We start from the raw sequence: 19,272 nt of genomic DNA on the forward strand, positions 1-19,272 counted from the left end.
CAACCAACGACCGTTAGCGAACATCCGGGGGCTATGAGCGAGCTGCGGCCGGACGATCCGCTGGCGCGGTTCCTCCTCTATCGGCGTCTTAAGAACTTCAGCTCTGGCGCAACCACCTCGCTGCTGCCGGCCTTCGCCTCCATCTTCGGCCTGCTGTGGACCTTCTGGAACGGCGTCCCGCAAATAGCCATTGCGATCTGGGCGGCCATCCAGGCCGCGCAGCTGTGCTTTTTCGTGTGGCTCGACCGGCAGATCGACTTCGACGATGCCACCGTTCCCGAAATGGAGACGCAATGGCGGCGTATCCTGATCCTGCAGGCGATCGGAAGCACGATCTGGTTTGTCGTCTTTCCCTATCTCGCCCCCTATGCCGAGGGGCTCGAAATCGCCGTCCTCGGCATTATCGGGACCGCTATCCTGTGCGGGACGCTGCTCGTCCATCGCAACGCCCCGCAAGCCGCGCTTTTCCATACGCTGACCATGGCTCCATCGCTTGCCGTTGCGGCCGTCATGATCGGGGGATGGGGTGCATGGCCTTCGCTCATCCTCATCGCCAGCTTTGCCGTGGCCCTGATCGGCGAAACCCGCACGCAGGAACGTTACTTCGTCGGTGCGGCTAGGGCGGAGATCGAACGACGCGAGAACAACGCGACAGTGCGAATGCTGTTGAACGATTACGAGGAGCAGAGTTCCGACTGGCTGTGGACTGTGGGCCCGCGCGGAAACATGCGCGACGTAACCGAACGGCTGGGCGCGGCCTTGTCGACCGACCCCGACCATCTCGAAGGCATGCCCTTTCTTGACCTCTTCGTTGCGGGCGAGGAACGCGATGCGCTGGCTACGCGGCTGCTCGAGCGCAGTCCGTTCCGCGATCTCATCGTGCGGCTCCGCGTGAAAGGCGACGTGCGCTACTGGCGCATTTCGGCACGCCCGCGCGATGACGGACGGATGAGCGGTGTGGCGCGCGACGTCACCGCCGGCCGCCTGATCGAGGAGCGGGTCGCCTTCATGGCGCATTACGACAACCTCACCGGGCTGGCGAACCGCTACCTGTTCAACGAGCGCCTGCGGTCGCTGGCCGGCGAGCAGGCCTCGCGCGGGTCGAACATCGCGCTGTTCTACCTCGACCTCGACGATTTCAAGGCGATCAACGATACGCGCGGCCACCTCGTAGGCGACCGAATGCTGCGCGAAGTCGGCACGCGGCTCGAACAGGAGGTGCGCAGCGAGGATCTCGTCGCGCGCCTCGGCGGGGACGAATTCGCGGTGCTGATCGAGACCCGCGCCGGCGACGGTCTCCTGATCGAGCGCGCGCACCGCTTCCTCTCGGTCGTCCGGGCGCCCTACGAGATCGAAGGCCACAGCTATCGTGTCTCGACCAGCGTCGGCGTGGCGCGCTGCACCGACGGAGATTGCGATGCCGAGGAGCTAATGCGTCGCGCCGACCTTGCCCTTTACGCCGCCAAGGAAAAGGGGCGCGACAATCTCGCGCTATTCGAACCCGCGCTGGACCGGATCGCCCGCGAACGCCGCGAAACCGAGATCGACCTGCGCGAGGCGTTGACCCGTGGCCAGATGCGGATGCACTACCAGGCTATAGTCGACCTCGACACGGGCGAAACGACTGGGCTGGAAGCCTTGCTCCGCTGGTATCATCCCCAGCGCGGGATCATTCCTCCCGGCGATTTCCTCACCATTGCCGAAGAAACGGGAATGATCACCTCGCTCGGCGAATGGGTCATTCGCCAGACCTTGAGCGATGCCGCCGCGCTGCCGGGCAATTTCCGCATCGCCATCAACCTGTCGCCGACGCAGGTGAAAAATCCCAACCTCGTCGCCACCGTCGCGCAAGCGATCCACGCCACCAATATCGCCCCCGAGCGGGTCGAGCTCGAAATCACCGAGCACGTGCTGATGGACCAGGGCGCGGCCGGGCACGTCACGCTGCTGCGCCTGCGTGAACTGGGCATCCGCATCGCGCTCGACGATTTCGGGACGGGCTATTCCTCGCTCGGCTACCTGCGCCGCTTCCCTTTCGACCGGATCAAGATCGACCGGACTTTCGTAACCGATGTCGCCAGCGATCTCGGCAGCCAGGCGATCGTTTCCACCATCACCCGCCTCGCCGATGCGCTGGGCATGGATACGACGGCCGAGGGCATCGAAGACCAGCGCCAGCTCGACCTCCTGCGCAAGCTCGGCGTTCAGGAGGCGCAAGGCTTTCTGATCGGTCGCCCCGTGCCGCCCGAAGAGATCGTCATTCGCGAGCGACCGGCTGCCGGGAACGAGGCGCAGGTCGAGACCGAAACGGGCGAGGAATTCCTCGAATACCGCAACAAACGGCAGGCCATCGCGCGCCGCCGGGGCGGGAGTGCGGTAGAGTGAGCCGCAGCGCGTTGCTGCTCCTGCCGCTGCTCCTGCCGCTGATTGCCGCCTGCCGCCCCGCCTCGCAGGGCAGCGGGGATGAACCTGTCGCGCAAGCCCGGCCCTCGGCCCCGGCCCCCGCGGTCCAGCTCGCCGGCGCCTGGCGCGTAGCGGGTATCGATGACGAACCCTTCGACCGCTCCTACGCCATCGCCCTCGTCGCCGACGAAACGAACATCTGGTGGCAGCCCGAATGCGCGCTGCAGTATCGCGAATACAGCATATCGGGCTCCCGCTTCGCCGCGCCCACGCGCCCCAACGCCAATATCGAGGTGTGCGACATCGGCTATCCGGAGGAACTGGACCAGATTTGGTCCGCGCTGGAGGCCGCCGACACGATCGAACGGACGCCCGAAAACGGGGTCCTGATCCACGGAAACGGACGCAGCCTACTCCTCTTCTCGCAATAACGGGCGGCATGCGCTATCGGCGCGCTCCATGACCACGATCACCCGCTTCGCGCCTTCTCCAACCGGGCGCCTCCATGTCGGCAATATTCGCACCGCCCTGCACAACTGGCTGCTGGCCCGCAAGGCCGGCGGCACCTTCCTGCTGCGTATCGACGACACCGACGCCGCGCGCAGCCGCGAGGAATATGTCGCGGCGATTCGCAACGATCTCGCTTGGCTGGGGCTGACGCCCGATGGCGAGGAGCGCCAGTCTGAGCGGCTGGCAAAATACGAAGCGGCCTTCGAGGCGCTCAAGGCAGCGGGCCGGATATATCCGGCCTACGAAACCGCGCAGGAACTGGAGCTGAAGCGCAAGATCCAGCTCGGGCGCGGCCTGCCGCCGATCTACGATCGCGCCTCGCTCGCGCTGAGCGAAGGCGAGCGCGCGGCGAAGGAAGCCGAAGGCATCGCGCCGCACTGGCGCTTCAAGCTCGATCACGACGAGGCGATCCGGTGGGAGGACGGCGTGCGCGGCGCGCAGAAGTTCGATCCCGCGCAACTCTCCGACCCGGTCATCCGCCGCGCGGACGGCAGCTGGCTTTACATGCTGCCTAGCGCGGTCGACGACCTCGACATGGGCGTCACCGACGTTCTGCGCGGCGAAGACCATGTCTCGAACACCGCCGTGCAAATTCAGATGTTTACCGCTCTTATTGCTGCACAATACACTGCAGCACACATGCCGCGTTTCGCGCATGAGGCCTTGCTGGTCGGGCGCGAGGGGAAGCTGTCGAAACGGCTCGGCTCGCTCGGCTGCGATGCCTTTCGCGACCAAGGGTTCGAACCGATGGCGATCGTCTCGCTGCTGGCGCGGCTCGGTACGAGCCAGCCGGTCGAACCCTTCGTGAAGGTCCGGCCGCTGATCGAGACGTTCGACCTGTCGACTTTCGGTCGCGCCCCGGCAAAATTTGATGAGGCCGAACTCGCGCGGCTTAATGCGCAGATCGTCCACCAGCTGCCGTTAGAGGCGGTGCAGGGTTTCGTGCCTGCGGATTTCACGCCCGAGGCCTGGCACGCGATCCGGCCGAACCTCGAGAAGGCCAGCGAAGTCGTCGAATGGTGGCAGGTCGTGACAGGGCCCATCCCGGCGCAGGACTTCAGCGACGAGGATCGCGCCTATCTTGCGCAGGCGCTTGCAGCGCTCGAGTGGAGCGAGACGCCTTGGCAGACGCTCACCGCGTCCCTGAAAGCCGCGACGGGTCGCAAGGGCAAGGAGCTGTTCCTGCCCCTGCGCCGGGCGCTGACCGGCATGGACCACGGCCCCGACATGAAAGAACTCCTGCCGCTGATCGGGGAGGCCGAAGCGCAGGCGCGGCTGGAACAGGGAGCAAAGCCGCCGCGTTCCTAGGCGAGGGGCAAACAGGCAAGGGAATCGCGAAGGAATGGCAGGCGAAGCGCTGGTTCCCACGATAAAATGGCTGGCGGCATCAACTCCGCGCAGCCTGCTCCGCGACGTGATCGCGGGCCTCGTTCTTTCCATCCTTCTCGTGCCGCAGGCCATGGCCTATGCGCAGTTGGCGGGCCTGCCGCCGCAGATGGGGCTCTTCGCCGCGCTCACCCCGCCGCTGCTCTACCTCGTCTTCGGGACCAGTCCCTTCGTTTCGCTCGGCCCGGTCGCGCTTGTCTCTCTGGTGATTGGCGAAGTGGTCGGCTCCACATCGCTTGCGCCCGAAATCGGGGCGGAGATCATCGCGATCGAGGCCGGTCTCTTGCTCCTCCTGCTTGGCGGGTTCGGGCTCGGCCGGTTGGTCAATTTCATCAGCGAGCCGGTGCTTCTGGGCTTCACGGCTGCGGCGGCAGTGCTGATCGCGGCGAGCCAGCTGCCGACTCTGCTCGGCATCAACGCGGCGCGGGCCGGAGATCTCCCCACCGCCCTCGGCGGGCTTTGGGTGCGCTTCGGATCGATCAAACCGGTAACCGCCGCGATCGGCCTTGCGGCGCTTGTCACGCTGGTGCTGGCGGGCCGGTATGCGGCGCCGCTGCTGTGGAAGATGGGAGTGAAGCCGCCGTTCCGCCTCGCGCTCGCCAAGTCCTTCCCGCTGGTCGTGATCGTGGTTGCGGGCCTGGTGGCCAGCTCCAGCGCCGCGCCGGTGCCCATGGTCGAGGCCGTCGAGGGCGGACTGCCCGAGCCGGTCTTCCCGTTCGTGCCACTGGAATACTGGCTCCAGTTGCTGCCCGGCAGCTTTGCGGTCGCGATCATCATTTTCGTGACGGCAACGGCGGTTGCCAAGGCTCTCGCGGGGGAAGACCGGAGCAATCTCGACACCAGCCGCGAAGCGGTGGCGCTGGGGGCAGGCAATGTCGTGGCAGCGGTGACGGGCGGCTATGCGGTCGGGGCCAGCCTCAGCCGTTCCGCGCTGGTGCGGGACAGCGGGGGACATAGCCCGCTGGTCACGGTCTGCGCATCAGCTGTAGTCGTAGCGGTGCTGTTCTTCCTTGCCCCCCTGCTTGCCTATCTTCCGCAGACCGCGTTGGCCGCGCTCGTCATCAGTGCCGTGTTCGGCCTGGTGAAGACGCGCGACATCAGAATGGTCTGGCAGCACGACCGGGTGGAGGGGCTGATCATCGGAGCAGCTTTCGTGGCGACGCTGCTGTTCGGTGTACAACTGGGCCTCGCGATCGGGGCTGTGCTGGGGCTGGCGCACTTCCTGTGGTTTTCCTCCACCCCTCGCGTCACGCAAATCGGCACGGCGGACGGGGGCACGACTTATCGTTCAGTCCGGCGTGACGATGTCACGATCAAGACGCTGCCCGTGCTGGTCGTGCGGATCGACCGGACCATCTATTTCGGGAACAGCGAATATTGCGAGGACCGCATCGTGAAGCTGGTCGCCCAATACGAAGGTGTCGAGCACCTCGTCCTCGACATGCGGGCGGTAAATGCGGTCGATGCCAGTGGGGCGGCGATGCTGCTCCGCCTTGTGCAGCGAATGCGCGATTATGGCGTGATCGTACATTTTGCCGCTACGCACGAGCCGGTAGCGCAAAAGATCAGGCCCTATGGAGGGGAAAGGAGCGACTTTCACCGCACCGTGTCCGACGCGCTGGAAGCCTGCGGCGTGCCCGAGGAGGGGCCGATTCCCTATACCTGACCCCTAACCTTCGTGTTTGTCCAGCTCGTTGCCGCTGATAGTGACGACATGCATGAGGTTGGTCGACCCCGGTGTGCCGAAGGGAACGCCTGCGAGCGCGATCAGCTTGGAGCCGGCGCTGCCGAAACCGTGACGCAGCGCCATGCGCTTGCCCTTGGCAATCATCTCTTCGAAGCTGCCGATGTCCTTGGTCGCCACCGCGTGCGCGCCCCACAGCAGGCCTAGACGGCGCGCCGTGGTCATGCTGGGCGTGAGCACCAGCATCGGCACGCTCGGCCGCTCGCGCGCCACGCGACGGGCAGTCGAGCCGGAGCCGGTGAAGACCGTGATCGCCTCTATGGCCACCGTATCGGCCACGGTCATGCAGGCATGCGCGAGCGCGTCGGCCGTGGTCTTGTCGGGCGGCGTGTCGAGGAAGCGCACACGTTCGAGATAGGCGTCGTCCTTTTCCACCTGCCGCGCAATCTTGTGCATGATCGTCACCGCTTCTTCGGGCCAGTCGCCCGCGGCGGTTTCGGCCGAAAGCATCACCGCATCGGCGCCGTCGTAAACCGCGTTCGCCACGTCGGAGACTTCGGCGCGGGTCGGAGCGGGGCTTTCAATCATGCTTTCGAGCATCTGCGTCGCCACGATCACCGGCTTGCCGGCGGTACGGGTCGCGTTGACGATGCGCTTCTGGAGCGGCGGGACTTCTTGCGGTTCGAGTTCGACGCCCAGATCGCCGCGCGCGACCATGATGCCGTCCGACATCTCGATGATCTCGTCGAGACGGCGCACCGCCATCGGCTTTTCGATCTTGGCGCAGAGCGAACCCTTGCCGCCCATCAGGCGGCGCGCTTCGGCAAGGTCTTCGGGGCGCTGGACGAAGCTGAGGCCGATCCAGTCGACGCCCTGGCTCATGGCGAAGGCGAGGTCCTTGCGGTCCTTGTCCGTCAGCGCGGGGATCGGCACCTCGGCATCGGGGACATTGACGCCCTTGCGGTCCGAGATGACGCCACCGACCTCGGCCGAGCAGAGGATCTCGTTCTCATCGGCGCGGATTACCTTCAATCGGATCTTGCCGTCGTTGATCAGCAGGCGCTGGCCCTTTTCGAGCAGGCCGAAAAGCTCGGGATGCGGCAGCTGGACGCGGGTCTCGTCGCCCGGCTCCGGATTGCGGTCGAGCGTGAAGTGGCCCGAGTGGCGGATCACCGCCTGTCCGTCCTTGAACTTGCCCACGCGCAGCTTCGGACCTTGCAAATCGGCGAGGATCGCGATCGGGCGATGGAAGTCCTTCTCCATCTGGCGAATGGCGCGGATGGTTTTCTCGTGGTCGGCGTGCTCGCCATGGCTCATGTTGACGCGGAATGCATCCACCCCGGCCTTGTACAGGCGGGCGAGCATTTCGGGCGAACGGCTGGCAGGGCCGACAGTGGCGAGGATCTTGACCTTGCGGCCCCGGGGATCGACGCGTTTGGGATCGAGCTTTTGCATGGACACCGCCTATGGCAGAGACGTGTGGCAACTCAAGGACTAGTAATCGATGGATACCAATTCAGACACCCTCGCAAACCTCCCCGATGACGTAGCGGCAGCGGCCTTCCGCCGGCTGGTGCGCCACTTGCAGCATCGTCACGATGCGCAGAACATCGACCTCATGGGCCTTTCCGGTTTCTGCCGCAATTGCCTCGCCGACTGGATCATGGACGCCGGCTTCGAAGGCGACAAGCTCGCGGCGCGCGAGCTGATTCACGGCATGCCGCAGGACGAGTGGAAAGCGACCCGCCAAACGCCCGCTACCGAGGAGCAATTGGCGCGCATGAAAGCGAGTGTCGCGAAAAATCGCGTGGACTGACGAGTCGCCGCCTTCACCCCGCGCTGGCGGATGGCTATCGAACCCGCCAACCGATTCTCACCTTTACTGGAGTTTTCACGAAAATGGCCGAAGCCACCGACGACCGCCTGCGCCTTCTGATCGAGCGTATCGAACGCCTCGAGGAAGAAAAGAAGGGCATCGCCGACGACATCCGCGACGTCTACGCCGAAGCCAAGGCGGTGGGCTACGACACCAAGATCATGCGCCAGATCATCAAGCTGCGTAAAATGAAGCCCGACGAGCGCAGCGAGCAGGAAACCATTCTCGACACCTACAAGGCCGCACTCGGAATGGGTTGATTTTGCGGGGCTGCGTCCTATCTCGATAACACACCGATCGAGATAGGAGGAACTGCACATGCCCGGACCCTGGAAAGACGCACGCGGCGTCACCGTCACCACCACGCCCACCATCGAAGGCCGTCCGATCCAGGACTACCTCGGCATCGTCACGGGCGAGGTAATCGTGGGCGCGAACCTGTTTCGCGACCTCTTTGCCAATATCCGCGATATCGTTGGTGGCCGCTCGGGCAGCTACGAGCGCATCTTGCGCGATGCGCGCGAGCAGGCGATCGAGGAATTGCAGGCGGAAGCCGCAACGCGCGGCGGCAACGCCGTGGTCGGCGTCGATCTCGATTACGAAGTGATCGGCGATACCGGTTCGATGCTGATGGTTTCCGCCAGCGGGACCGCGGTAAAGATCTGACCTAGCCGCGTACGAGGCCCAGCGCCTCGTAAGTCGCGCCCAGCGTGGGCACCGCGATTTCGCGGGCCTGCGCAGCGCCGCGTGCGAGGATGGCGTCGAGCGCCTCGCGGTCTTCGAGCAGCTCGTTGAACCGCGCCGAAATGGGCCGCAGCGTTTCGACCAGCATTTCGCCCAGCGCGGGCTTGAACGTGCCGAAGCCTTCGCCGCCGAATTCGCCGAGAACGTCGTTTACGCTCCTGTCGGTCAGCGCGGCGTAGATCGTCACGAGGTTCAGCGCCTCGGGCCGGTCTTCCAGACCCTTTTCCTCACCCGGAAGCGGCTCGGGATCGGTCTTGGCCTTCTTGACCTTCTTCATCACCTCGTCGGCGTTGTCGGCAAGATTGATGCGGCTCATGTCGGAGACGTCCGACTTGCTCATCTTCTTCGACCCGTCGCGCAGGCTCATGATGCGCGCGGCCTGTGGCGGCACGATCGGATCGGGCAGGGTAAATACAGGCGCGTCTTCGGAAGCGAAGTCGTTGTTGAACTTCTGCGCGATGTCGCGCGCCAGCTCGAGATGCTGCTTCTGGTCTTCGCCCACCGGCACATGCGTCGCCTGGTAAAGCAGTACGTCGGCGGCCTGCAGGACGGGGTAGGTGAACAGCGCGACCGACTGGCCTTCGCGGTTTTTGCCCGCCTTGTCCTTCCACTGCGTCATGCGGTTGAGCCAGCCCATGCGTGCCGTTCCGCCCAGCAACCATTGCAGCTCGGCGTGCTGCGGGACTTGTGCCTGGTTGAACAGCACGCTTTTGGCCGGGTCGATTCCGCAGGCAACCAGCGCCGCGGCCATTTCCAGCGTGCCCTTTTTCAGTTCCGCCGGATCATGCGGCATCGAGATCGCGTGCAGGTCTGCCAGGAAGAATAGACACTGATTGTGTGCGCTACCGCCTTCAGCTGCTTGAGCGAGGTTCGCGTCTTCCATATCGTCCTGCATCCGCACCCAATTGCGGATCGCCCCCAGGTAGTTACCGAGGTGGAGATTGCCGGTTGGCTGGATGCCGGAGACTACTCGCATTGAATCAGGATACTTTCTTCTTGGTGAGGGCAGCGATGCGCTGCCTGTCGATGGCGCCGACCGCAAAGGCCACGCCGAAATAGACCACTGCCGAGCAGCCCACGAGCACGAGGAGCGCGCCGAGGCGCTCGAACAGGCCTGCGGAATACCATCCGGTTAGCAAATCGCGCGCGAACCACAAGGCAGCGCCCATGGCCGCGGCGGCCACGAGCTGGCGCGCAACGCGGCCCAGCAATGCAAACGGCACCGAATAATAGCCGCGCCTGGCGAGGATCGCGTAGAGATAGCCGACGTTAATCCACGCGCCGATGACACTGGCGGCGGCGATGCCGGGGACGCCGTAGCCGAGCGGCTCGATCGTGAAGCCGGGAAGGGTCAGGCCGATGTTCCAGATGCAGCTCGCCACGAACACGCCGAGCGAGATGAAGGCGGCATAGACCGGCGTCCGCGTGTCCGATCGCGCATAGAAGTTTGGCACCAGCACCTTGACCAGCACATAGGCCGGCAGGCCGAGCACAAGGACCGCGAGCACGGCTCCGGCAGCGGCGGCGTCTTCCATCGTGAATCGCCCGCCCTGGAAGATCATGGTGATGAAGGGCGTCGCGCACACGGCCAGCGCCACGGCGGCCGGAATGGTCAGCAGCATCGACAGCTCGATCGCATCGGACTGGATGCGGTCGGCCCCTTCCTTGTTGTCGCTCCCGACGAATTTCGACAGCGTCGGCAGGATCGCGGTCGACAGGGCAATGCCGATAATGCCCAGCGGCAGCTGATTCAGCCGGTCTGCATAATTCATGTGACTGACCGAGCCGTTGTATAGCTGGTTGAGGAAATAGAGCTGGACCAGCGTGTTGATTTGGTAGGCTCCGCCGCCGATGGCAGCCGGCAGCGCGATGATCGACAAACGCTTCACCTCGGGCGTGATGCGCGGCCACAGGATGCGGGGGCGAAAGCCCTCGACTCTTGTCCAGATATAGAGCCAGACGAGCTGCAACAGGCCCGCCACGGGCACCGCCCAGGCGATCGCATAACCGACCCGCTCCACGCTCCATCCAAAGCGGGCGGCCGCGTATTCGCCGCCTAGCAAGGCCGTGATCAGTACGATATTGAGAATGATGGGAAAGCTTGCCCCTGGCGCAAACCGGCTCACCGAATTGAGCATGCCGGTGAACAGCGTGACGAGGCTGACCAGCAGAATATAGGGGAACATTATCCGCGCGAAAGCGACCGCGATGTCGAATTCGGCTGGATCGACCGGCTTGTCCGCAAGGATCCAGATGACGCCCGGCATGGCGATCATCATCACCGCGCAAAGCAGGATCAGGACCGGCAGGAAGATGCTGAGAACGTCGTCGGAAAAACTGCGTGCGTCATCCAGCCCCCCGTCCCCGTGGAGGCGCTTGGAAAACATCGGCACGAAGGCCGCGGAAAAAGCACCTTCCGCGAACAGGCGGCGGAAGACGTTGGGTATGATGAAGGCCTGGAACCACGCGTCGGTCACGGCATTGGCGCCGAGCACGCGGCTGAAGATCATCTCGCGCACCATGCCGGCGACGCGGCTCACCATGGTGAGCGAGCCAATCGTCCCGACATGTTTGAGCAGGCTCATGGCCTAGCTAAGCGCTTGTGATCAGGCGTCGCCGGTCGGTGCCGCAGGCGCGCCTTCGCCCTGCTGCGCCGCACGGGCTGCAAGCTGCTGCTGGTAAAGCGCGCCGAAATCCATCGGGTCGAGCATCAGCGGCGGGAAGCCGGCGTCGCGCACGGCATCCGAAACGATGGCGCGTGCGAATGGGAAGAGCAGGCGCGGCGCTTCGGCGAACAGGAAGGCGTGGGCATGCTCGTCGGGCAGGTTGCGGATGCCGATGAGGCCGCAATAGGCCAGCTCGATCAGGTAGAGATTGCCCTTGTCGGTATCGGCCCGCACGACCAGCTTGAGTTCGACCTCGTGGATCTCGTCATTCACCTTGTCGGCCGCGATGTTGACCTGCACGTCGACACGCGGCTGCTCCTGCCACTGGTAGCTGCCAGGCGCATTCGGGTTCTCGACCGAGAGGTCCTTGATGTACTGGTTGATCACCCCGACCGTGGGGCGGTTGTCCGCGCCGTTGGCACCGGCTGCGGGGTCCATGTTGAGATCGGTCAGTACGTCGTTTTCGTCGGCCATGGGAAAATCACTTCTTTCGCGAATATCGAATCGGAGAGGCCGGAATGCGCCCGTTCGGCAGCCCGGCTGGTTCGGCGCGCGCCTAGCACCCCCGTGCGCGCGGGGCAATGCGGCACGCCCGCTTCGCTTCGACCGGACGCAAACGGCGCGTACTCGGCCATTGCCCGTTTGTAATTCATACCTATCTAGGGCACGTATGAATGGAACTGCCTCGCCGTGTGGCGCGTAGGCAGGAAAGACAGCTTCGAACGGACAAGTATCTGTGATCTACGAGATCGTAATCCTCGCCGCCATCGCCGCCTTCCTCGGGCTGCGCCTCTATTCGGTGCTCGGCGAACGCTCCGAGCATGAGGAAGAACCGGCGCGCCACCGGTTCGACGCGCCCGATGCGGTGCCGCCCGCGGCCGAGCGACCGGCGGCCCCGGCGCGCGAGTCCGTGCGCCTACGCAGCGTCGACAACGCCTCGTCGGCAAACGAAAACGCGATCCGCGCCATTGCCAGCGCCGATCCGCGATTCGACCTGCTCGCTTTCCTCGAAGGGGCGAAGGCGGCTTACGGCATGATTCTCGAAGCCTTCTGGAAGGGTGACAAGGACACGCTTCGCGATCTTACGGACGACGATGTCTACGCGGGCTTCTCTGGCGCTATCGACGCGCGCGATACCGCCGGTGAAAGTCTGGAAAACCGTCTTGTCCGTATCGAGGATGCGACGATTCATTCGGCCGAACTGGACAATCGCACCGCGCGCATTTCGGTGCTTTTCGTGTCGGACATCGCCTCGCTCACGCGGGACAAGGACGGGAATGTCATCGCCGGCTCGCTCGACGACGCTGTCGAAAGCCGCGACATCTGGACCTTCACCCGCAATGTCGACGCGATGGACCCGAACTGGGTGCTCGACGAGACCGATCAGGGCTGACGCCTTTTCCGATACCGGAGGACGCATGCGTATTCTCGCCGGGCTGGCTGCAGCCTTCAGTCTCGCGGGATGCGCTTCCATTCCCGACGCGCGTCCGCCGATGGACACGGGCGCGGTGGAAGCGCCCGAGCCGATCCCTGCCGATACCGCGCTGGCCGCAACGTTGTCGCCGGGTCCGGCCATCGACACCATGCCTTTCGCCGGTTGGGACGCCGCCCCCGCGCTCGCAGCTTTCAAGCGATCCTGCGACAAGATCCTCTATCGCGAGGATACCAGCGGCCTGACCCGCCGGGTGGACTGGCAGGCGCCCTGCGGCGCTGCCGCCAATTGGTCGAGAGATCCTGTCGCCTTCTTCAAGAGCCAGTTCGAAACCGTCGTGGTGGGCGACGGCAGCGCCTTTGCCACCGGCTATTACGAGCCGGAAATACTCGGCAGTCGCACCCGCGCGCCGGGATACGATGTGCCGATCTACGCCATGCCGACTGACCTCGAGCGCGCCTGGCCCGCCGATATGCCCGAGGATGAACGCACGGGCCGCCCGCCGCTCGGCCGCTACAACGAAAACGGCGAGTTCGTGCAATATTACGAGCGTTCCGAAATCGTCGCAGGGGCGCTGGAGGACAAGGTCCCGGTCATCGCCTGGGCCGCCGATCCGATCGAGTTCTTCTTCCTCCAGATCCAGGGCAGCGGCCTCCTTCGCTTGCCCGATGGCGAGGTAATGCGCATCGGCTATGCCGGGCAGAACGGCCGCGAATATGTCGCCATCGGCCGGCCCATGCGAGAGCAGGGACTGATCGGCGACGGGACGGACTATCCGACATCGATGCAGGGCCTCATGGGTTGGCTGCGCGACAAACCGGCGCGCGCGGACGAGATCATGAACCTCAACAAGAGCTGGATCTTCTTCCGCACCCTCGACACCGAAGGGCCGCTCGGCTCGCTCGAAGTGCCGGTGTTCCGGCAGGACAGCGTGGCGGTCGATCCGAAATTCGTGCCCTATGGCGCGCCGGTCTGGCTCGACATGGAGGCCGACATCGCAGACGGCCTCTGGATTGCGCAGGACACGGGCGGCGCAATCAAGGGTGCGAACCGCTTCGATACTTTCTGGGGCAACGGGAGGGATGCGCGCGAGATCGCGGGCGGCATGAGCAGCCGCGGCAGGGCATACCTGCTGCTGCCCAAGGGGACGCTCGCGCGCCTGAAGCAATGACCGCGCCCCGGGGGCTCACGACGGAAGAGGCGGAGGCCTGGGAGAAGGTTGCCGCAACCGTCGCGCCTTTGCACCCGGCTGGCCTGCGTTTGGAAAAGCCGAAGCCTGTCGTGAAGCTCCCGCCAGCGCCACAGCCCAACGCGAAGAAGGTGGCGGCACGGCCTGCACCAGCCCCAGCGCGGCCTTCACCGCCGCCGCGTCCACCGCAGAACTCGCTCGACTCCACCTGGGACAAGAAGCTGAAATCCGGCAGCATCCAGCCCGATGTCACGCTCGACCTTCACGGCCACGGCCTCGATGCGGCCTATGACCGGCTGATGAGCGGCGTTGCACAGGCCCGCGCCATGGGGGCACGCACGATCCTGCTGGTGACGGGCAAACCGCGCCCTGTCGACCCGGCGGATCGCGGCAGCAAGCGCGGGGCTATCCGCGCCAAGGTGCTCGACTGGCTCGCAGCCTCGAGCCACCACGCGGCCATCGCCGCCGTACGCCGCGCCCATATCCGCCACGGCGGCGATGGCGCGCTTTACATCGTGCTCAGGCGGGAGCGCGGATAAGCTTGCGGATCGCCAGCAATAACGCCGCGACGAACAGGAAGAGGAATGCCAGCCCTACCATGTTGAGCAGCACCATTCCGAGTCCCAGCTTCGGCTCGTCGAGGAAGAAATAGGGATAGAACCCGGTCAGCACGCCGTTCACCAGCGCAAAGCCGCCGTAGACGACCGGCACCAGCATCACGATGGGGAGCGAGCGCCATCCCGCTAGGCCATCGCGCGAATAGGCCAGCCACCACAGCACACCGCCTGCCGGCACCAGTGTGTGGTGCGCGAGGTTTGTCCACCAGTCGGCGCCCTGCGGGTCGTGCGCGGAGGCCAGCAGGATGTGGTAGACCGCCGCGATGATGACCAGCGCTGCGGCGAGCGCAAAGAGGATGCGCGGCTCGATCCGCCCGCGAAGCGCGATCCAGCCGAAGAACACGCTCGCGGCGACATTGCCCCAGATGGTGAACCAGCGCAGCATCGCGCTCCACGCGGCCAGCATCGTTCCGTCGCGTTCGAGATTACCGACCGACTGCGCTACCAGCGAGACGATGGCGATGAGCGAAACGAGCGCCGCGCAAAAGCGAGCGGTGCGGGAGAAGGCGGTGTCCATTCCCGCCTCCTAACGTTCCCTCTCGATTAAGCCAGCACGCCTGCAGGCCTATTCGACGGGTTCGTCCTGCCACGCCACTGCCTCCACGATATTTTCCGCCGACGAAAAAGCCCCCCGACATCGCTGCCGGGGGGCTTGGTGCGGCCCAAAAGGCTATTGGCCCCTTACTTGTGGTACTTCGCGTAAGTCAGGTCGAAGCGATCGGCGTCCATGACCTTGGTCCAGGCCTTGACGAAATCGCGCACGAACTTCTCTTCGTTGCCGTTCTCGGCATAGACTTCCGCCACTGCGCGCAGGCGCGAATTGGAGCCGAAGACGAGGTCGGTGCGCGTGGCGCGCCACAGCTCCTTGCCGGTCTTGCGGCAGGTGCCGACGAATTCCTCGTCGCCGCTGTCGTCGACCTCCTTCCAGATCACGCCCATGGCGAGCAGGTTTTTGAAGAAGCTGTTGTCGAGCTTGCCCAGCGTCTCGGTCAGCACGCCAATACGGTCGCCGTGGGTGGTGTGTTTGGTCACCGCACCCATGGCGCGCAGGCCGCCGACCAGCACGGTCATCTCGGGGATCGAGAGGCCGAGCAGGTGTGCACGGTCGACCAGCATATCCTCGGTCTTCACCGAAGCCTTGGTCTTGAGGTAGTTGCGGAAACCGTCGGCAAAGGGCTCCAGCGGCTCCCAGCTTTCGGCGTCGAAGTCCTCGCGCTTCGCATCGCCGCGACCCGTTGTAACGGGCACGGAAATGTCGAAACCGGCGTCCTTCGCCGCCTTCTCGACTGCCGCCGAACCGGCAATGACGATGGCGTCGGCCATCGAAATGCTGCCGCGGATTTCATCGAGCTTGGAGAGGACCTGGCCCAATTCCTCGGGATCGTTGACCTTCCAGTTCTTGATCTCGTCGAAGCGGATATGCGCGCCATTGGCGCCGCCGCGATGGTCCGAGTTGCGATAGGTCGAGGCCGAGGCCCAGGCCGCCTTGACGAGTGCCGCAAGGCCGAGGCCGCTGTCGAGGACCTTCGACTTGAAGGCGGACAGGTCGCTGTCCGAAACCTGCGAACCGGCGGGGACGGGGTCCTGCCAGATCAGGTCTTCTTCGGGCACTTCGGGGCCGAGGTAGCGGACCTTGGGACCCATGTCGCGGTGGCACAGCTTGAACCATGCGCGGGCGAAAGCATCGTCGAGCGCCGCCTGGTCGTCGCGGAAGCGTTCGGAAATCTTGCGATATTCCGGGTCGCGCTTCAGCGCCATGTCGGCGGTGGTCATCATGGTCGGGACCTTCTTGGACGGATCGCGCGCGTCGGGCGTCATGTCCTCGGGGTCCGGATTGACCGGCTGCCACTGGTTCGCGCCCGCAGGCGACTGGACCAGCTCGTAATCGTATTTGAACAGCAGGCGGAAGTAGTCGCCGCCCCACTGCGTCGGGTTCGGGGTCCACGCGCCTTCGATGCCCGAAGTCGTGATGTGGCCCTTGCCGATTTCCTCGGGGTCGGTCAGCCAGCCGAAGCCCATCGAATGGAGGCCTTCGCCTTCCGGAGCGCCGCTGAACGTGTCCGAGGGCTTGGCGCCATGCGCCTTGCCGAAGGCGTGCCCGCCCGCGGTCAGCGCGACGGTTTCCTCATCGTTCATGGCCATTCGGGCGAAGGTCTCGCGCATGTCGCGCGCCATGCCCTCGGCGTCGTGCGGGTTGCCGCCCGGTCCTTCGGGGTTAACGTAGATGAGGCCCATCTGAATCGCGGCGAGCGGGTTTTCGAGCGCGCGACCCTCATCGGGATGGATGCGGGTTTCGGCGCCCGTATCGACCCATTTTTCTTCCGTCCCCCAATAGACGGTTTCGGGATCGAACACGTCCTTGCGGCCGCCGCCGAAGCCGAAGACGGGGCCGCCCATGCTCTCGATCGCGACATTGCCGGTGAGGATGAAAAGGTCGGCCCAGCTGATATGCTTGCCGTATTTCTGCTTGATCGGCCACAACAGGCGGCGCGCCTTGTCGAGGTTTCCATTATCGGGCCAGCTGTTCAATGGGGCGAAGCGCTGCTGGCCACTGCCGCCGCCGCCGCGCCCGTCGCCGGTGCGATAGGTTCCGGCTGCGTGCCAGGCCATGCGGATGAAGAAGGGGCCGTAATGACCGTAGTCTGCCGGCCACCACTCCTGGCTGTCGGTCATCAGGTCGGTGAGGTCCTTTTTGAGCGCCTGGTAATCGAGCGCGTTGAAGGCCTCGCAATAATCGAAGTCCTCGCCCATCGGATCGGCCGCGCGGCCGCCTTCGGTAAGGATTTCGAGATCGAGCTGATCGGGCCACCAGTCGCGGTTGCGGCGGCCGAAGAGGTCGCGTGTGCCGCTGTCTCCGGTGAAGGGGCAGCCGCTGATATCTCCGGTTTTGGCGTCCATGTAATCGCTCTCCTCTCAAATAAAGACTCGGTCTCCCGTCCGAGAATGAAAGCGACCCTGAACCTCCCCCGGTAATTCGTCCAATCGATTAAACGGGTCAAATTGATTGGCTGAGGCGATTTTGCGGTGCGGCGAGCCATCCATGCGAAAAGCGCCGCCATCCCGCTGGAATGACGACGCTTTCATGTCCGGTTGGTGACCGATCAGGCGGCTTCGGCGATATCCTCGACCGGTTCGGTGCGGATCAGATAGTCGAAGGCGGAGAGGCCGGCCTTGGAGCCTTCGCCCATCGCCACCACGATCTGCTTGTAGGGCACGTCGGTCACGTCGCCCGCGCCGAATACGCCGGGCAGGTTGGTACGGCCTTCCTCGTCGGTGACAATCTCGCCGAACCTGGTCAGTTCGAGACCGCTGCCCTCGAGCCATTCGGTGTTGGGCACCAGGCCGATCTGGACGAAAACGCCTTCCAGGTCGATGCGGCGCTCATCGCCCGATGTGCGATCCTTCAGCACGAGGCCGTCGACCTTTCCGTCCGTGCCGGTGATTTCGGTAGTCTGGCCGCTGGTGACGATTTCGACATTGCTCATGCTCCGCAGCTTTTTCTGGAGCACGTCGTCGGCGCGAAGCCTGTCGTCATATTCGATCAACGTCACATGGCCGACGATCTTGGCAAGGTCGATCGCGGCCTCGACACCCGAATTGCCGCCGCCGATCACTGCGATGCGCTTGCCCTTGAACAGCGGGCCGTCGCAGTGCGGGCAATAGGCCACGCCCTTGTTGCGATATTCCGCCTCGCCCGGAACGCCGAGGTTGCGCCAGCGCGCACCCGTCGCAAGGATAAGGCTGCGGGCCTTGAGGCTTGCGCCATTGCCCAGCTCGACTGTGTGCAGGCCGCCTTCTTCCTTAGCCGGAACGAGCTTCACGGCTTTGGCGAGGTTCATCAGGTCGATTTCGTTCTCGCCGACCTGGCTTTCGAGCTGGCCAGCCAGTTTCGGGCCTTCGGTATAGGCGGTGCCGGGCAGGTTCTCGATGCCGAGCGTGTCGTGCAGCTGTCCGCCGAAGCGTTCGGCCGCGATGCCGGTGCTAAAGCCCTTGCGCGCGGTGTAGATGCCGGACGCCGCACCTGCCGGTCCGCCACCAACGATAAGCACCTCGAAGGGCTCCTTGGCCGACAGTTTCTCGGCCGCCTTGGCGTCCGCTCCGGTGTCGATCTTGGCGAGGATCTCGGCCAGTTCCATCTTGCCGTTGTAGAAGGGCTCGCCGTTGAGGAAGGTTGCGGGCACGGCCATGACGTCGCGCTTTTCGACCTCTTCCTGATAGGTGCCGCCCTCGATAAGCGTCGCGGTGATGCGCGGATTCTCCAGCGCCATCAGCGTCAGCGCCTGCACCACATCGGGGCAGTTGTGGCAGGAAAGCGAGAAATACATTTCGAAATGGAAATCGCCTTCGATCCCGCGAACCTGTTCGAGGAGGTCGGCGTCGACCTTGGGCGGATGGCCGCCGGCCCACAACAGGGCGAGCACCAGCGAAGTGAACTCGTGGCCCATCGGCAGGCCGGCAAACCGGATCCATTTTTCCGCATCGCTCGCGCGGCGGATGACGAAGCTGGGCTTGCGTTCGTCGGTGCCGTCGAAGCTGGCGCTGACCATCTCGTGCAGCGCGGCAATTTCCTCGAGCAGTTCACGCGTTTGCCGCGATTTGTCGTCATCGCCCAGCGAGGCGACGAGTTCGACCGGCTCACGCAGGTTCGTGAGGTAGGTCTTGAGCTGCTGGGTAAGGTTCGCATCGAGCATGGACGGACTCCGGGCGTGGGTTGCGGACGGGGTTTTGAAGATCAGGGGAGTTGGAAAAGGCCCGGGGCGGGGGG

At 64.7% G+C, this 19,272-nt stretch carries 17 protein-coding genes; 10 read left to right on the plus strand and 7 right to left on the minus strand.

What is annotated here, in order from left to right:
- The first annotated feature begins 33 nt into the window (after window positions 1-33).
- Genes ED21_RS06630 through ED21_RS06645 form a run of 4 tightly spaced genes read left to right on the plus strand, consistent with a single transcriptional unit; the run spans window position 34 to window position 5,965 of the window.
- Window positions 34-2,385: a bifunctional diguanylate cyclase/phosphodiesterase gene (locus ED21_RS06630; RefSeq protein ID WP_006833082.1), complete on the plus strand. Its 2,352-nt coding sequence runs from the start codon at window positions 34-36 to the stop codon at window positions 2,383-2,385.
- Window positions 2,382-2,834, plus strand: coding sequence for a hypothetical protein (locus ED21_RS06635; RefSeq protein ID WP_006833083.1), 453 nt, complete (start codon window positions 2,382-2,384; stop codon window positions 2,832-2,834). Before ED21_RS06630 ends, ED21_RS06635 begins: the two co-directional genes overlap by 4 nt.
- 28 nt (window positions 2,835-2,862) lie before the next feature.
- Window positions 2,863-4,221: a glutamate--tRNA ligase gene (gltX, locus tag ED21_RS06640; RefSeq protein ID WP_006833084.1), complete on the plus strand. Its 1,359-nt coding sequence runs from the start codon at window positions 2,863-2,865 to the stop codon at window positions 4,219-4,221.
- Window positions 4,222-4,255: 34 nt separating this feature from the next.
- On the plus strand, window positions 4,256-5,965 hold the full coding sequence (locus ED21_RS06645; protein ID WP_006833085.1) for a SulP family inorganic anion transporter: 1,710 nt from the start codon (window positions 4,256-4,258) through the stop codon (window positions 5,963-5,965).
- Between the two features lie 3 nt (window positions 5,966-5,968).
- On the opposite strand, the gene pyk is transcribed toward ED21_RS06645, so the two are convergent.
- On the minus strand, window positions 5,969-7,438 hold the full coding sequence (pyk, locus tag ED21_RS06650; RefSeq protein ID WP_006833086.1) for a pyruvate kinase: 1,470 nt from the start codon (window positions 7,436-7,438) through the stop codon (window positions 5,969-5,971).
- 49 nt (window positions 7,439-7,487) lie between these two features.
- On the opposite strand from pyk, the gene ED21_RS06655 reads away from it, so the two are divergent.
- The 3 genes from ED21_RS06655 (at window position 7,488) to ED21_RS06665 (ending at window position 8,525) form a co-directional block, all read left to right on the plus strand.
- Entirely contained in the window at window positions 7,488-7,799 is a 312-nt protein-coding gene (locus ED21_RS06655; RefSeq protein ID WP_006833087.1) for a DUF1244 domain-containing protein, read from the plus strand.
- Between the two features lie 83 nt (window positions 7,800-7,882).
- Window positions 7,883-8,119 (plus strand): DUF2312 domain-containing protein, encoded by a 237-nt coding sequence (locus ED21_RS06660; protein ID WP_006833088.1) that lies wholly within the window; start codon window positions 7,883-7,885, stop codon window positions 8,117-8,119.
- A 58-nt stretch (window positions 8,120-8,177) separates the two neighbouring features.
- Window positions 8,178-8,525: a heavy metal-binding domain-containing protein gene (locus tag ED21_RS06665; RefSeq protein WP_006833089.1), complete on the plus strand. Its 348-nt coding sequence runs from the start codon at window positions 8,178-8,180 to the stop codon at window positions 8,523-8,525.
- 1 nt (window position 8,526) lies between these two features.
- Here the strand turns inward: ED21_RS06665 and trpS are convergent, their stop codons facing one another.
- Genes trpS through secB form a run of 3 tightly spaced genes read right to left on the minus strand, consistent with a single transcriptional unit; the run spans window position 8,527 to window position 11,743 of the window.
- Complete coding sequence (gene trpS / locus ED21_RS06670) at window positions 8,527-9,579, minus strand: tryptophan--tRNA ligase (protein ID WP_006833090.1); 1,053 nt, start codon at window positions 9,577-9,579, stop codon at window positions 8,527-8,529.
- Window positions 9,580-9,583: 4 nt separating this feature from the next.
- Window positions 9,584-11,188, minus strand: coding sequence for a murein biosynthesis integral membrane protein MurJ (gene murJ, locus ED21_RS06675; protein ID WP_006833091.1), 1,605 nt, complete (start codon window positions 11,186-11,188; stop codon window positions 9,584-9,586).
- Between the two features lie 21 nt (window positions 11,189-11,209).
- Window positions 11,210-11,743: a protein-export chaperone SecB gene (secB, locus tag ED21_RS06680; protein ID WP_006833092.1), complete on the minus strand. Its 534-nt coding sequence runs from the start codon at window positions 11,741-11,743 to the stop codon at window positions 11,210-11,212.
- 262 nt (window positions 11,744-12,005) lie between these two features.
- Here secB and ED21_RS06685 point away from each other — a divergent pair, with 262 nt between their 5' ends.
- From ED21_RS06685 to ED21_RS06695, 3 genes are read left to right on the plus strand one after another with little or no spacing between them, the layout of a single operon-like run.
- The gene (locus tag ED21_RS06685) at window positions 12,006-12,662 is read left to right on the plus strand and encodes a Tim44/TimA family putative adaptor protein (protein WP_006833093.1); all 657 of its coding nucleotides are present in this window, start codon (window positions 12,006-12,008) and stop codon (window positions 12,660-12,662) included.
- Window positions 12,663-12,687: 25 nt separating this feature from the next.
- Window positions 12,688-13,872, plus strand: coding sequence for a murein transglycosylase A (locus ED21_RS06690; RefSeq protein WP_006833094.1), 1,185 nt, complete (start codon window positions 12,688-12,690; stop codon window positions 13,870-13,872).
- A complete protein-coding gene (locus ED21_RS06695; RefSeq protein WP_006833095.1) occupies window positions 13,869-14,429 on the plus strand; it encodes a Smr/MutS family protein in 561 nt (186 codons plus the stop codon). Before ED21_RS06690 ends, ED21_RS06695 begins: the two co-directional genes overlap by 4 nt.
- Here ED21_RS06695 and ED21_RS14675 read toward each other — a convergent pair.
- The 3 genes from ED21_RS14675 to ahpF form a co-directional block, all read right to left on the minus strand.
- Complete coding sequence (locus ED21_RS14675; protein WP_006833096.1) at window positions 14,410-15,024, minus strand: Pr6Pr family membrane protein; 615 nt, start codon at window positions 15,022-15,024, stop codon at window positions 14,410-14,412. The genes ED21_RS06695 and ED21_RS14675 overlap by 20 nt on opposite strands.
- Window positions 15,025-15,188: 164 nt before the next feature.
- Complete coding sequence (gene katG / locus ED21_RS06705) at window positions 15,189-17,405, minus strand: catalase/peroxidase HPI (protein WP_006833097.1); 2,217 nt, start codon at window positions 17,403-17,405, stop codon at window positions 15,189-15,191.
- A 203-nt stretch (window positions 17,406-17,608) separates the two neighbouring features.
- Window positions 17,609-19,198, minus strand: coding sequence for an alkyl hydroperoxide reductase subunit F (gene ahpF, locus ED21_RS06710; protein WP_006833098.1), 1,590 nt, complete (start codon window positions 19,196-19,198; stop codon window positions 17,609-17,611).
- Window positions 19,199-19,272: the final 74 nt, after the last annotated feature.

This window comes from Erythrobacter sp. SD-21, assembly GCF_000181515.1.
Taxonomy (GTDB): domain Bacteria; phylum Pseudomonadota; class Alphaproteobacteria; order Sphingomonadales; family Sphingomonadaceae; genus Qipengyuania.